This is a genomic window from Paenibacillus sepulcri, from assembly GCF_042647105.1.
In the GTDB taxonomy this organism is placed as follows: domain Bacteria; phylum Bacillota; class Bacilli; order Paenibacillales; family Paenibacillaceae; genus Paenibacillus_Z; species Paenibacillus_Z sepulcri.
The window spans coordinates 3,522,291-3,534,997 of record NZ_JBHRUP010000001.1; the positions used below are offsets into that span (position 1 = coordinate 3,522,291).

Genomic DNA, 12,707 nt, shown 5'->3' on the forward strand with positions numbered 1-12,707 from the left:
CCGCTTATTTCGACCACACGCCCTTTGGCGCATCATAATGCCACCCCGGGAGCATCAAAGTGACGTCCCGCTGCTCCCAGCCTGCCTCGATGCGTCCGCGCACCGCTTCCCACGGCGGGATGCCGCTTGTCGCATCGGGCTGCTCTACATTGCAGGCCCCGACGCCGACGGCGCTGCGAAGCGCCTCTTCAAGGGATAATCCCTTGACCATGGCGGTCAGAAAACCGGCAATCGTGCAATCGCCCGCTCCAGTCGTGCCCGCTGCCTTCACGGCATAACATGGCGCCAGGAGCTCGCGGCCCAGCCAGTCCATCAGACTATCCGTATCCGGACCGCATCTGCCCATGACGGCAAGCCTCCCGGCATCCCCGGTCGTCTTCACATACAGCCCATGCTCGCCCAGCTTGATAGCGGCGACGGCCGTGCCCATGCCCAGCATCTCGTCCGCCAGCGACGAGAGCAGCCCGCCGTCCGCATAACCAAGCAGATCTCCCGTGCTGTTATCGCTTTCAAACTGCTCGTAGGTATCCCGCCGCAGCATATAGAGGATTTCCTCGAAGCTCGGGAGGAATACGTCCACATGGGGCAGCGCAAGCGCCAATATCGCCTGCCAGTCGGCTTTGCCCGCGTCGGAATCCGGATCGGGCTTCGCCATATCGAGGGAAACCGTCAGGCCTTCCGCTTTGACCCGGGACAGAAGCCCGGCAAGCTGCCCGCCGCCATTGCTGTACATGCTGCGCATCAGGGGCGGATAGCCGAAATGAAACATTCGGGCGCCCTGCAGCGCCTCCGCTCTTACATCTGCCGCTTCGAACGTATCGTTCGTACCCGTGCAGTGCAGGAAGGTACGGTCCACGCCGGGCGGACTGATGACGATCGAATAGGAGCTGTGGCCGCCCTCGGAGCGGATCATTCCTTCCGTCAACACAGAGCCGTAGCCGGACAGCACCTCCAGAATGGCTTTGCCGAACCAGTCATTGCCGATTTTGCCCATCAGACGGGCAGCGACGCCAAGCCGGTGCAGCGCGAGTCCGGTGTTGGAAACAGCCCCTCCTGTCGATATGACAGCCGGTCCGACATCGACCAGCTTGCCGGGTACGAGAATGCTGCTGTCCTTGGCATGCAGGGCAGGAATCAGGTCCAGGCAAATATGCCCTGCGACAACAACCTCAGCCGCTGGCCCGCTCAAATTAATCCCTCCAATCAATCGCGACCGTTTGTCCGGTACGCTGCGACTCCAGCGCCGCGGTGAACACGCGATGGCTTCCCGCCGCTTCTTCCGGCGTTGCGCAGTGGAAGGGCTGCTTCATCTCTGAGCCGCCGGTCAGCTCATCGCAGAACGCCGCCCACATTTGCAGGATGGAATCGGAGAAGCCGAATTCGAAGATTCCGCCTGTTATTGTGCCGTAGGCGGATTTGTACGGCGCGTCAGCGACATGCCATGCCTGCACGCCCCCAGGGGAGTAGGGAAGCGAAGCCACCTGCTTCGGATTCTTCGTCGAGAATTCAGCGGAGAATTCCGTCCCCTGAATACGGATAAACCAGGTATTGGCGTGGCCTGGCGCAATGCGCTTGGTGGACAGCACCATCGGGAACTTCTGATCCGCCGTTTCGACTTCACAGGCCAGAATGGCATTATCCCAAGTCTCGCAGGCCGCTTGGCCGCCCCGGCCGTCGGGGCGCTCTTTCACAATCTTGGACAGCAGCGCCCGTACATTGGCAGGCTTCCAGCCAAAGCGGATCGGCAGATGCAGCACATGCATGCCGAGATCGCCCATGCAGCCATACTCCCCATTGGTTGCAATTCTCCGCTTCCAGTTGATCACCTTGGTGGGGTCAAGGTCGCTGGAATGCCAGAAGCCGGCTTCCACTTCAATGATCCGGCCGAACCGGTTCTCATTCACCCACTGCACAATTTGCTGTGCGCCGGGGAAGAACGGAAATTCCGAGGAGCAGCGGACGATAACGCCGGGATTGTCGCGCACCGCCTGCGCGATCAGGGCATTCGCCTCCGCATCGATGCCGAACGGTTTTTCGCCGAGCAGATGCTTGCCTGCCCGGATAATATCCACGTAAATTTGCGCATGCAGATTATGGGGGACGGCACAGTAGACGGCGTCCACCGACTCGTCAGCCAGCAGCTCTTTATAGTCGGAATACGCGGATTTTACGCTAGGCACCTGCTCGGTGAACCACTCCGTTGCGGCAGGATTGGCATCGCATACCGCCACAATGCTCGGCTGAAAATCTACATCCGCGAGATGGCACCAGCGCGCAGCTGCGCTTGCGAACTCCTTGCCCATCAGGCCGCATCCGATGACGCCGAAGCGTATTGGCTTTTTCCCCATTATTGCCCTTCTCCCTTCAGCAAATCAAGTGCAGTCTCAGCCGAAGCCCCGTGATGCACAATCGCCATCAGCGCATTGGTCATCCCCGCCGGGTTCGGGTGCTGGATCACATTGCGGCCATATACGATTCCCGACGCGCCCTGATTCATCAGCTCCACAGTCCGGCCCACGATTTCCTCATCGCTCGCTCTGCCCCCGCCGCGCACCAGCACCGGAACGCCGGATGCCACCTCAATGACACGATGGTATTGGGAGACATCGTCGCATGGATCGGCTTTGATCACATCGGCGCCGAGCTCGACGCCCTGACGTACAAGCGCCATAATTCTGCGGATGTCGCCGTCCACCATGTAGCCGCCTTTTTGCTCATTCGGCAGCATGACGAGCGGTTCAACCATGAGCGGCATGCCATATTTCTCGCTTTCGGTTTTCAGCAGGGCGATGTTCCTCACGCATTGATGATGAAGCTCGGGCTGATTGGGAAGCAGCAGCAAATTCACGCATACGGCAACCGCGTCCAGGCGGACTGCCTGTTCGATCGCGCGGTCGATCAGCTCGCTGAACAGAAAGCCCGGCAGCTCCGAGCCATAAATATTCGCCGCATCCGTGCGAAGCACAAGTCCCGGCTTCTGCTTGCCGGGGATGGTCTGAAGCAGGCGCGCCTGCCCGGTGCTGAGCTGAATGCAATCCGGACTCGCTTCCACAATCGTCCGGATCGCCTGCTTCATATTCTCGATGCCCGATAGAAATGAGAACTCGTTAAAAAACCCATGATCGATTGCAACATCAAAGCATTTCCCTTGTCTGCTGAACATTCTGTTCAAACGCGGGGTTACCGACATCATTACCAGCTCCTTATAATGTTTAAAAATAACATATAATGTTCTTTTATAACTCATATATTAGTATAAAGCTGTTGCGTTGTCTACGGCTTTGCAGCGGGAATTGAGGGATCAGAGGCGAAACAAGCTTCAAATAACAGCATAAAACCGCCCATGCATGCGCAGCGGCGGTTTTATGCTGTTAATTCTTCATGATCTTCACTTTTTATGATGCGAACCCTCTAACTCCATAACAAGGGCTGCTCCGCATTCCTCAAAGCACGCCGGCTTCTGCGGCCTTGGCCAGGGATGGAAACACCGGCATATAGCCGAGCTCGCTCTGAATGCGGGAAACATCGACAATATGTTCCCAAGGGCGCTCAAGCGTCCGCTCATAGGCGCCCTCGTCAAGCTTTTTCCCCAAGAGCGCGATAATGTCAGCGGCGGCAGCCGGCTCCAGGTCGGCGGCATTATAGATACGGCCATCGATGCCGGTCCTGTCGGCAGCAAGCATCATCGCCTGCGCCGCATCTGCATGATGGATCATATGAATCCGTTTCGCCGGATGCCATTGCCCGAACCATCTCATGCCTTCCTCCAGATGCGGATCCCCATCGCCGTAAACGAATGCCAGCCGTATGATACGGAGCCCCAGCCCATGCGTACGATGCAGCTCCATAAGCGCCTGTTCCGCCTCTATTTTGCTTGCCGGATAGGGAAACGCCGGGGTGAACCTGTCATCTTCACGCAGGGCGCGCCCTTCCAGACCTTCGTACACCAGATTCGTGCTGGCGAATACAAATCTCTTCACCCCGGCTTGTACTGCGGCATGAGCCAGAGCAAGCGTCCCGGCTGTGTTGACAGCCTTCATTTCCGCCTCCGATGCTCCCCGGAAGAAGGCGGCCAGATGAATGACGGCCTCCACATCCCTGACCGCGTCAGCCAAGGTATCCGGCTGCTGCAGATCCCCCACCGCCACTTCCGCTCCCAGCTCCTGCAGCGGTTGTGCGGTCTGCCGGCTACGGACAAGTATGCGTACCTTATCCCCGCGTTCCAGCAATCTGCGAACAAGCCTGCTTCCTACGCGCCCCGTCGCTCCTGTAACAAGTATATGCATGGTTTTTCCCTCTTTCCTGGCGTTTTCTTATGCTTCGCTCCAACCGGGGTCTATTTTCATAGCTGCCCGCGAATTGATACAATACCAGTATGATGCATGCCTGAAGAGGCATCCACATGCCCGTTATCGTAGGATGCCGAGTGTCAGGATAAGGAGGGGCTTCTGATCATGAACGAGAATTTGCAGAAGGATGAGGAGAGGCGTCTGGCGCTCGCCGATTTCCTGCGTACGCGCCGCGCGCGGCTGACGCCGGCGGACGTTGGCCTGCCCGAGAGTACGCGCAGACGCACACCGGGACTCCGGCGTGAGGAGGTTGCCGAGCTCGCGCATATCGGGGTTTCCTGGTATACCGCCCTGGAGCAGGGAAGAAATATTCAGCCCTCCGTTCAAGTGCTAAACAGCCTGGCTCAAGCGCTTCATCTGACTCGTGCCGAACAGCAGCATCTGTTCACATTATCCCGGGAACCCTTATTTATCGATCCGCCATTCCCAGCCGAACAGGCGGGACCCGCTCTGGAGCGGATGCTCCGCTCCCTGCAGCCCCACCCTGCTTATGTAATGGGAAGGAGATGGGATCTGCTTCACTGGAACCTGGCGGCGGAGACCGTTTTCAACCTTTCGCAAATACCGGGACCCCATTCGCGAAATATGCTGTGGCGCGCTTTCGCCATGCCGGAGCTGATGAAGAATCCGAACTGGTCCAAGATGGCTCAAGGACTGGTAGCCCAATTCCGCGCAGATTATGCTTTGTACCCGGGTGATCCCTGGTTTGAAGAATTGAAGCATGATCTGGAGGAGGCAAGCCCGGACTTTGTCCGCTTCTGGTCGGAGCATCAAGTGATGGAAATGCCGGATTGCCATAAGGAATTCAACCACCCCGAGCTTGGCGATCTGGAATTTGAGTATGCGGCATTTCAAGTCACAACAGTTACGGGAATGAAGCTTGCCGTCTACACGGCCTCCCCCGCGACTGCAGTCAAGCTTGCGGGTGACGGAACTTCCGCAGGCCCGCCGCAATCCGTTCTTTATCCACTGACTGCTTCTGACAGGGGAGATGGATTATCCTGACCTGGACAACATTTTCAGGAGGGAACATAACATGATGGATAAGCTTGATTTGACGAAAGCGGACAAAACCTATTACGGCGCAGTAAAGACGCCGCAGCTTATAGAGCTGGGGGCCATTAGCTATTTGACCTGTACGGGAAGAGGAGAACCGGGAGGTGAGGTTTTCAGCCAGGCGGTCGAGGCATTATACAAGGTCGGTTACGCCATTAAAGCCATCTGCAAGAAAGAAGCACGGGACTTTACGGTCGCCAAGCTTGAAGGGCTGTGGTGGTTTGATTCCGATCTGCCTGCGGCTTCGTTCCCCCGCGTAGAATGGAACTGGAAGCTGCTGATCCGCCAGCCGGATTTCGTCACTTCCGGCAACGTAGAGCAGGCCAGAAGCCAGGTGGTCTCCAGGCTTTCATCCGCCGGCCAGGTCAGCTATGAGGCATTGTCGGAAGGAAGCTGCGTTCAAATGCTGCATATTGGCCCGTACAGCGAGGAGCCGGCGTCAATAGCGCGGATCCATGCTTTTATGACCGAACAGGAGCTTCGGCAAAACGGGCTGCATCATGAAATTTATTTGTCGGATTCGCGCAGAACGGACTCTTCCGTCTTGAAGACAATCCTGCGCTTGCCCGTAACGGATGTGCGGCAGAACCACAAATAGAACATGCGGGTAATCCAGAATGTCACCATTACGCTTATCCATGTCCAATACCACTGCCAATGCAGATACACAATGAGCTGTGTATGATACTTGAACCATAGCTCCGGCAGGACGATAGCCATAGAACTGCCCATGTAATAAGCTGTCTGCATGGAAGCCCGGGAGCCTGCCGGATAGAACAGATTGAAATAGACGGCAATGACCGGATATGCTATATATTCGAACGTAAAGCTGGTATGGTTGGCCATGGGAAATTCTCTGACCGGGTAAGCCAGCAGCCCCCATTCTACTGCCATTATACCCAGTATCCAGGTAAAAAACTGGTGGAACAAGAGGATAATGTGCGTCTCCCGCCGTCTCTCCCGGGGGGCCAGAAGAAAGGCGATGATGCATAAGGCATTAATCGCCATAAGTATATAATGCTCAGCTCCGATCCCCATCGTGGAGGCCTCCTTTTGCAGGCAGCCGGTAAAACCATTGATAATATTTGAGAGTCGCAAAAAATCCGGCCAGATAAATAAACGCTCTCCATATCCATGGAAAATGGTCAAAACGGATTAATAACGTATACCGGGCGACAATGTAAACAAACAGGCATGATACTCCTACGTACGCCACAGTATAGGCCAGCTTTCTCCATATGCCCCGCAGCGGATAGAAGCAGACGAAGAACACGGCAGTCGTCGGAAAAAACACAAAGTTGAAGCTGAAATTGGCTGCCAGCGCCCGGGGAAATTCCCTTACCGGATTGCTTACGGCTCCAAGCTCCGTAATAATCAGGCTGAGCAGCCATGTGACGGCCTGATTGAATAAGAACAGCAGTATAACCTCCCGGTAGCGCTCACGCGGGAATAGCAGCAGAACAGGAATGCAGACGATCCAGACTCCCGCCAAAATCAGTTGTTCAAGCTTCAATTCCCCACCCCTCCCGAAGAACGCTGTCACTTATAAATATGACTGTATTCCTCCCAACTTAAACCTGCCGCTTCGAATAATTCGATGCTGCCGGCACAGACCGGGCAAACAGCGGGTCAAAGGAGAGAAACCAAAAAAAGCGCCAACCGCATAATGCGGCAGCGCCTGGACGGGAACATTTTTATGATGAAGGAACCTTGAGGCTTCTCGCGATATATAAGACCGGCGTCGACGCTGCGGAAATAACGAATTTAATCAGGTAGGTCGTCAATAAAATCTCCAGCCACACTTCAAACGGATATTCGCCGCCGAAGGCAATCGCGCAGAAGATGAGTGAATCCACCAGCTGGCTGATGCTTGTGCTCCCGTTATTGCGGATCCACAGCTGGCCCGGCCTCGGAAATACCCGCTTGAGGAACGAATAGATCCGCACATCGAGGAACTGGCTGGTGAAATAGGCGCATAAGCTGCCAAGCGCGATCATGGGCAGCAGGCCGAAGATAACTTCCAGCGGCTCCTGGCCGAAGTCGCCTTCCTGAGCCTTGAAGATCAATGCCATCTGCATTACAACCATCGACATGATCATGAAGAAAAAGCCGAACCAGACCGCCCTTTTTGCATCCTTCTGTCCGTATTTCTCATTCAGAAGATCCGTTGTCAGGTAAATCGTACCGTACATCGTATTGCCCAGCGTCGTGGTCAGGCCGAACAGGTCAATCGTCTTCACCACCTGAATATTGGCGAGCACCGTTGCCACACCTACCCAGGCATACAGTCCATTCTTGCCGAACATGCGGTAGCAGAGCAGGAACAACGAGAAATTGACAAGGACAAACAAAACTCCCCAAGAAAAATTAAACATGCCCCATACAGCCTCCTAGTTTTGATAACGCGGGAGTTTCCCGAACCGCGGCTCACGCCTGAAGACGCGAAGCGTTTTTACCTTATATATCGGCTTCTATTTGCCAGTAGCGCTACACGCGGCGGGAGAACAGCTCCATCGCCCACCGGCACCACGAGATTTCTTCGCGATTGATCTGGAGCTGCCGCTGAAAAACGAGATAGCGTCCGAAATGCCTGGAATCAAGCTCCGTCAGAGCCTCTGCGTACTGTTCCTTCATGCGCTGTATTTCCTCTTCCAGGTAGGCGAGCGCTGCGGTGAGACTGGATATGCGGTCTTCAAATAAACGAAAAGCCGTCTGCGGCTCGGCCAAGCCGATTGCATAGATTTTGATGATGAACTCATCCCGGTTGACCGGCGCTGCCGGCGGTTGGTTGGCTATCCAATCCTGCAGGGCGGCTATGCCCTGATCCGTGACGGTATATATTTTTTTATCCGGCTTGCCTGTCTGCCCCACGACCTCGAAGGTGGCCAGTCCCTCCTGAACCAGCTTCGCCAATAACGGATAGATCTGACTGTGCTTGGCCTGCCAGAACAATTCCATCAGCTTCTGCAGCTCGTAGCCCGTGTAAGATTTACGGACAAGCATGCTAAGCAGCATATAAGCCAAAGCGTTCATAGCGTTTACCCCCTGAATATATTCCGCATACGCAGTATTACAAGTATTCCCCTATTTCAAAAGCTGGACAATACGATCCTCGAACTTGAGCGGCGCGGTCATCGGGGCGAACCGTTTGACGGGTTTCCCCTCCCGGTTGACGAGAAATTTGGTGAAATTCCATTTGATCGCCGAACCCATGAGCCCTCCGGTCGCTTTCTTCAAATAGACAAATAACGGATCGGCATCCGGTCCGTTCACCAAAATCTTGGCAAACAGCGGGAATGTGACGCCAAAATTAATCCGGCAGGCTTCTTCAACCTCATTATTGCTGCCCGGTTCCTGATTCTGGAACTGGTTGCAGGGAAAGCCGAGAACGGTGAAGCCTTGATCCTTATACGTCTCATACAGCTTCTGAAGCTCGTCCAGCTGCGGGGCGAAACCGCATTTGGTGGCGGTATTCACGATGAGCAGCACCTGCCCGCGATAATCGGCAAGCGGCTGCCGCTCGCCATGAATGGTCAATACGTTAAAATCATAAATACTCAAGGCCCATCACCTCATTCTATCGTCTTACCTTCCATTATAACCGCCGGACCGTTGAAAAGCCCGATCGGGTATTTGCTCGCTTATATAAAAAAAATGGACATAAATAAACCCCTCCGAAATGCGGAGGGGTTACGATAAAAAGCTCTATATTTGTCCTACCGTCAATTTATCATTCAACTGCTCCACCAGCTCAAGAAACTCCAGCGGCTCGCTTACCGTATAATCGGGATGCTCGTTTTCGTCGGCCGGAGTATGGGGATAGCGGGACGTCCAGCTCAGAAAAACGCTGGTGATGCCCAGCGCATTCGCGCCTTTGATATCGCGGCTCAGATTGTTGCCGATCATGACGACCTTGGCGTAATCCGCCTCGGTCAGCTCGATGGCGCCCGCCGCCGCTTTGAACATGCGGGGACTGGGCTTGCTGGCTTTAATATTTTCGGAATAAATCATGGCTGTAAAATAATCATAGAGATTGTTTTGCTTGAACACGTTCTTGAAGGATTGCGCATCGCCGTCGGCGACCAGGACCAGCGTGTACCCCCTCTCGAAGAGGGTTTTCACCATCACATCTGCGCCCGGAATGACGCTTGCACTAATTACGATGCCTTCTTCGTCTCTGATCTCTGTGGATTCGTCAATAATGGTGTCTCCGCTATCCAGAAACAGGATAAGCTTCTTCTCATTCATGGAGCATATCTCCTTACTATGAATAGGAGCGAACCTTTGCAGAGGCTGCAGCCCGCTCCCTTTTGTCGTTTACATTTCTGCCGGCTTCGAGGTGGACTCCCGCAGAATCAATTCAGGCTGCATGACAATCCGCTGCTTGAGAGAGGCCTTGTCCCCCAGGTTGCTGATCAGCAGCTCAAACACCAGCTTCACCATCTGCTCCATCGGCTGGGCAATGGTGGTCAGCGCGGGATTGGTGACGGTAGAAAGAATCGTATTGTCGAAGCCGATAATGGAAAGCTCGGCCGGAACCGCCACTCCAGCTTCCCGGGCGGCTTGAAGCGCGCCGATCGCAAGCAAATCGTTGCAGCAGAACAGCGCTGTCGGCCGCTCAGCCCGGCGAAGGAGCTCGCCCGCCGCACGCTTGCCGTCCGCAATACTCGATTCGCAGGAGACAATACGATCCTCCTCTATGCCCTCACCCGCCTCAAAAAGCGCGAATTTGAATCCCTTCACCCGCTCCATGCTGCTGCTTACCTTGAAGTTCTCCGACAGCACGGCGACCTGCCGGTGACCGAGCTCCAGCAGATGCCCGGCCGCAAGCGCGCCGCCCTTGAAATCGTCCGTCAGTACGCTGTGCACCGACAAGCCGGAGACCTCCCGGGCGAACATGACAATCGGGACGGATTTCTCGGCAAGCTGCATCAGAATATCCGTATTCTCCACACCGGTTCCGATAATGATGCCGTCGATACTCTTCTGCTCCAGCAGGCGGATATATTTCTCCACCCGCTCATCTTTATTGTCGGTGCTGCATGTAATGACGCTATAGCCCGCGTGATGGGCCAAATCCTCTACGGAGCGTGCAATTTCGGAGAAGAAGGGATTGGATACATCCGGAATCAGGAGCCCCAGTGTATAGGTTTTTTTGCCCATCAGGGCGGAAGCGATCACACTCGGCTGATACTGCAGGCGCTCCATCACTTTAAATATTTCTTCCCGCTTCTTCTTGCCTATTTTCCCCTTGCCGTTAATGGCATTGGAGACGGAGGCGATGGAAACGCCCGCCTCCTTGGCGACATCATAGATCGTGGTTGCTTTCATGGTTAAACCTCATTAACAATCGGATTGAAAGAACGGCTTACCGTCATATCTTGATTTATTATCCGTTGTTTCCCGGAGCAATGCAATATTCCCCTATTCCTCACGTTTCCCGGCAAGCCTCTTCATAATCCACTCATGCGCCGGATCATTATGAAACTTCCATACGCGGGAAGGTCCCGCCATCACGTTCAGGTAATAGACATCATAGCCCGCAGGCGCGCCAACCGGATGGTAACCCCTCGGCACAAGCACCGCCTGACCGTTCTGGACGGCAAGCGTCTCATCCAGCGAACGGTCGTCCGTATAGACGCGCTGCATCGCAAAACCCTGCTCGGGCTGGACGCGGAAATAATAGGTCTCCTCCAGCAAGGACTCGTCCGGCAGCGCATCACGGTCATGCTTATGAGGCGGATAGCTGGACCAGTGTCCTTCCGGCGTGAATACCTCCACCACCAGCAAGCTGTCGGCCGGCTCCTGCTCCGGAAGGATATTATGGACCAGCCGCTCGATATTCCCCTGTCCGCGAACCTCTACACCAACGGCGTCGGGACCGATCAAACGGGCTCCATGGCTGCCGTAACCGGGAGCCGCGCATACCGCCAGCTCCAGCTCCGTCAAGGCTTCCAGCTCATAACGGTTGTCATTCGGCACGTACACCGAGTAAGGCGGTATCCGTTCGAACACGCTCATCCGCTGTCCGATATTCCGCCACTCCTGGTCTGCCGTCTTGACGTTTGCCTTCCCGCTGAGCAGGACCAGACAGACCTCCTTGTCCCCGGTTTCCCGGCTCAGGGTCTGGCCGGCCTCCAGCCGGTACACTTCAAATCCGACATAGGTCCAGCCTGCTGATTCAGGCGTAATCGACATCAGCATGCCGTCTTCCAGCGGCTTTTGCCCGGGACTAACTATCAGCTGTGACAATAGTTTCACACTCCTTATTTAAGGTCCTCAATCTCCGAGAGCTTCACAACCCGCTGCTGCTGGTGGGACAGCTTGGCGGCCAGAGCGATGCGCTCCGCCTGTCTGCCGTCGTTTCCATTCACCGGTACGGGTTTTCCATTCAGCAGACAGTCAATGAACTGCTCCGTCTCATCCATATAAGCGCCTTGATAACGCTCCAGAAAGAAATGCAGCGGCTTATCGCTTCTGAGGCCGTTCTCTGTCGTAAGGACAGCTGTGTTGGGATGATCGTTGGTGACGGATACGGCCCCTTTCGAGCCGAATACCTCGGCACGCTGATCGTAGCCATATACCGCCCGGCGGCTGCTGTCAATGAGCCCCAATGCGCCGTTCTCAAACCGCAGGGTCACAATGGCCGTATCCACATCTCCGTATTTGGAGAAAACCGGATCGATCAGGACACTGCCCTGGGCAAAGACCTCCTCGACCTCGCTGCCGGAGAGAAAACGCGCCATATCAAAGTCATGAATCATCATATCCATAAAGATGCCGCCCGACACCTTGATATATGCCTCCGGCGGCGGCTCGGGATCACGCGAGGTGATCTTGATCAGATGGGGGCTGCCGATCTCTCCGGCCTGTACATGCTCGCGAACCCGTTTGAAATTATGGTCAAATCTGCGGTTGAACCCGACTTGCAGCTGTACGCCTGCCTTGCGGACCTCTTCAAGCGCCTCTTCCGTCAGGCTGATGTCCATGCTGACAGGCTTCTCGCAGAAGATATGCTTGCCCTCCTGCGCCGCTCTCTTGATCAGCTCCACATGCGTGTCCGTGGACGAACAGATAAACACCGCGTCAATGTCCGGGTTGGACAGGATCTCTTCGCTGTCCTTCGTGACGATCCCGATCCCTCTGCTCCCGGCCCATTCCTGCAGCTCTTCACCGGCAAAAAGATCGCTGACCGCGACAATCTCGGCTTCCGGAATTCTCCTCAAATTATCGACATGGATCTTCCCGATCCTTCCTGCGCCGATCACACCTATTTTAATCTTCTTCATGCTCATCGTCCTC

Annotated in this window: 15 protein-coding genes; 2 read left to right on the forward strand and 13 right to left on the reverse strand. The window is 55.3% G+C overall.

What is annotated here, in order from left to right:
* Positions 1–4 precede the first annotated feature (4 nt).
* The 4 genes from ACFOLF_RS15585 to ACFOLF_RS15600 all read right to left on the reverse strand — a co-directional run bounded on the left by ACFOLF_RS15585 (position 5) and on the right by ACFOLF_RS15600 (position 4,286).
* Complete coding sequence (locus tag ACFOLF_RS15585; protein WP_379114158.1) at positions 5–1,189, reverse strand: carbohydrate kinase family protein; 1,185 nt, start codon at positions 1,187–1,189, stop codon at positions 5–7.
* A gap of 1 nt (position 1,190) precedes the next feature.
* Positions 1,191–2,348: a Gfo/Idh/MocA family protein gene (locus ACFOLF_RS15590; protein ID WP_210043382.1), complete on the reverse strand. Its 1,158-nt coding sequence runs from the start codon at positions 2,346–2,348 to the stop codon at positions 1,191–1,193.
* A complete protein-coding gene (locus ACFOLF_RS15595; RefSeq protein WP_379114156.1) occupies positions 2,348–3,193 on the reverse strand; it encodes a class I fructose-bisphosphate aldolase in 846 nt (281 codons plus the stop codon). The genes ACFOLF_RS15590 and ACFOLF_RS15595 overlap by 1 nt, the downstream gene beginning before the upstream one ends.
* A 250-nt stretch (positions 3,194–3,443) precedes the next feature.
* Complete coding sequence (locus ACFOLF_RS15600) at positions 3,444–4,286, reverse strand: NAD-dependent epimerase/dehydratase family protein (protein ID WP_210043384.1); 843 nt, start codon at positions 4,284–4,286, stop codon at positions 3,444–3,446.
* 168 nt (positions 4,287–4,454) lie between these two features.
* Between ACFOLF_RS15600 and ACFOLF_RS15605 the strand changes: the two genes are divergently transcribed.
* Both ACFOLF_RS15605 and ACFOLF_RS15610 read left to right on the forward strand, forming a co-directional pair.
* Positions 4,455–5,354: a helix-turn-helix transcriptional regulator gene (locus ACFOLF_RS15605; RefSeq protein WP_210043386.1), complete on the forward strand. Its 900-nt coding sequence runs from the start codon at positions 4,455–4,457 to the stop codon at positions 5,352–5,354.
* A gap of 31 nt (positions 5,355–5,385) precedes the next feature.
* Positions 5,386–6,003, forward strand: a complete 618-nt coding sequence (locus tag ACFOLF_RS15610) for a GyrI-like domain-containing protein (RefSeq protein ID WP_379114154.1) — start codon at positions 5,386–5,388, stop codon at positions 6,001–6,003.
* Here ACFOLF_RS15610 and ACFOLF_RS15615 read toward each other — a convergent pair.
* From ACFOLF_RS15615 to iolG, 9 genes are all read right to left on the reverse strand, one after another.
* Positions 5,913–6,443: a CBO0543 family protein gene (locus ACFOLF_RS15615; RefSeq protein WP_210043388.1), complete on the reverse strand. Its 531-nt coding sequence runs from the start codon at positions 6,441–6,443 to the stop codon at positions 5,913–5,915. The genes ACFOLF_RS15610 and ACFOLF_RS15615 overlap by 91 nt on opposite strands.
* Positions 6,427–6,918 (reverse strand): CBO0543 family protein, encoded by a 492-nt coding sequence (locus tag ACFOLF_RS15620; RefSeq protein ID WP_210043398.1) that lies wholly within the window; start codon positions 6,916–6,918, stop codon positions 6,427–6,429. Before ACFOLF_RS15620 ends, ACFOLF_RS15615 begins: the two co-directional genes overlap by 17 nt.
* A gap of 181 nt (positions 6,919–7,099) precedes the next feature.
* A complete protein-coding gene (locus tag ACFOLF_RS15625; RefSeq protein ID WP_210043409.1) occupies positions 7,100–7,780 on the reverse strand; it encodes a queuosine precursor transporter in 681 nt (226 codons plus the stop codon).
* 112 nt (positions 7,781–7,892) lie between these two features.
* Positions 7,893–8,438, reverse strand: coding sequence for a PadR family transcriptional regulator (locus ACFOLF_RS15630; RefSeq protein ID WP_210043411.1), 546 nt, complete (start codon positions 8,436–8,438; stop codon positions 7,893–7,895).
* Positions 8,439–8,489: 51 nt separating this feature from the next.
* Positions 8,490–8,966 carry a glutathione peroxidase gene (locus tag ACFOLF_RS15635; RefSeq protein WP_210043413.1) on the reverse strand — a complete coding sequence of 159 codons (477 nt, stop codon included), beginning with the start codon at positions 8,964–8,966 and terminating at the stop codon, positions 8,490–8,492.
* Between the two features lie 144 nt (positions 8,967–9,110).
* Positions 9,111–9,653, reverse strand: coding sequence for an HAD family hydrolase (locus ACFOLF_RS15640; RefSeq protein WP_210043422.1), 543 nt, complete (start codon positions 9,651–9,653; stop codon positions 9,111–9,113).
* Positions 9,654–9,722: 69 nt separating this feature from the next.
* Positions 9,723–10,736: a LacI family DNA-binding transcriptional regulator gene (locus ACFOLF_RS15645; protein ID WP_210043424.1), complete on the reverse strand. Its 1,014-nt coding sequence runs from the start codon at positions 10,734–10,736 to the stop codon at positions 9,723–9,725.
* A gap of 93 nt (positions 10,737–10,829) precedes the next feature.
* Positions 10,830–11,657 (reverse strand): 5-deoxy-glucuronate isomerase, encoded by an 828-nt coding sequence (gene iolB, locus ACFOLF_RS15650; RefSeq protein ID WP_210043433.1) that lies wholly within the window; start codon positions 11,655–11,657, stop codon positions 10,830–10,832.
* Between the two features lie 14 nt (positions 11,658–11,671).
* Positions 11,672–12,694, reverse strand: coding sequence for an inositol 2-dehydrogenase (iolG, locus tag ACFOLF_RS15655; protein ID WP_210043435.1), 1,023 nt, complete (start codon positions 12,692–12,694; stop codon positions 11,672–11,674).
* Between the last annotated feature and the right edge of the window lie 13 nt (positions 12,695–12,707).

Bases quoted from the DNA above. Each gene is read 5' to 3' on its own strand.
- ACFOLF_RS15590 (WP_210043382.1), bottom strand. From the start codon at position 2,348: ATGGGGAAAAAGCCAATACGCTTCGGCGTCATCGGATGCGGCCTGATG.
- ACFOLF_RS15595 (WP_379114156.1), bottom strand. From the start codon at position 3,193: ATGATGTCGGTAACCCCGCGTTTGAACAGAATGTTCAGCAGACAAGGG.
- ACFOLF_RS15600 (WP_210043384.1), bottom strand. From the start codon at position 4,286: ATGCATATACTTGTTACAGGAGCGACGGGGCGCGTAGGAAGCAGGCTT.
- ACFOLF_RS15605 (WP_210043386.1), top strand. From the start codon at position 4,455: ATGAACGAGAATTTGCAGAAGGATGAGGAGAGGCGTCTGGCGCTCGCC.
- ACFOLF_RS15610 (WP_379114154.1), top strand. From the start codon at position 5,386: ATGATGGATAAGCTTGATTTGACGAAAGCGGACAAAACCTATTACGGC.
- ACFOLF_RS15615 (WP_210043388.1), bottom strand. From the start codon at position 6,443: ATGGGGATCGGAGCTGAGCATTATATACTTATGGCGATTAATGCCTTA.
- ACFOLF_RS15625 (WP_210043409.1), bottom strand. From the start codon at position 7,780: ATGTTTAATTTTTCTTGGGGAGTTTTGTTTGTCCTTGTCAATTTCTCG.
- ACFOLF_RS15630 (WP_210043411.1), bottom strand. From the start codon at position 8,438: ATGAACGCTTTGGCTTATATGCTGCTTAGCATGCTTGTCCGTAAATCT.
- ACFOLF_RS15640 (WP_210043422.1), bottom strand. From the start codon at position 9,653: ATGAATGAGAAGAAGCTTATCCTGTTTCTGGATAGCGGAGACACCATT.
- ACFOLF_RS15645 (WP_210043424.1), bottom strand. From the start codon at position 10,736: ATGAAAGCAACCACGATCTATGATGTCGCCAAGGAGGCGGGCGTTTCC.
- iolG (WP_210043435.1), bottom strand. From the start codon at position 12,694: ATGAAGAAGATTAAAATAGGTGTGATCGGCGCAGGAAGGATCGGGAAG.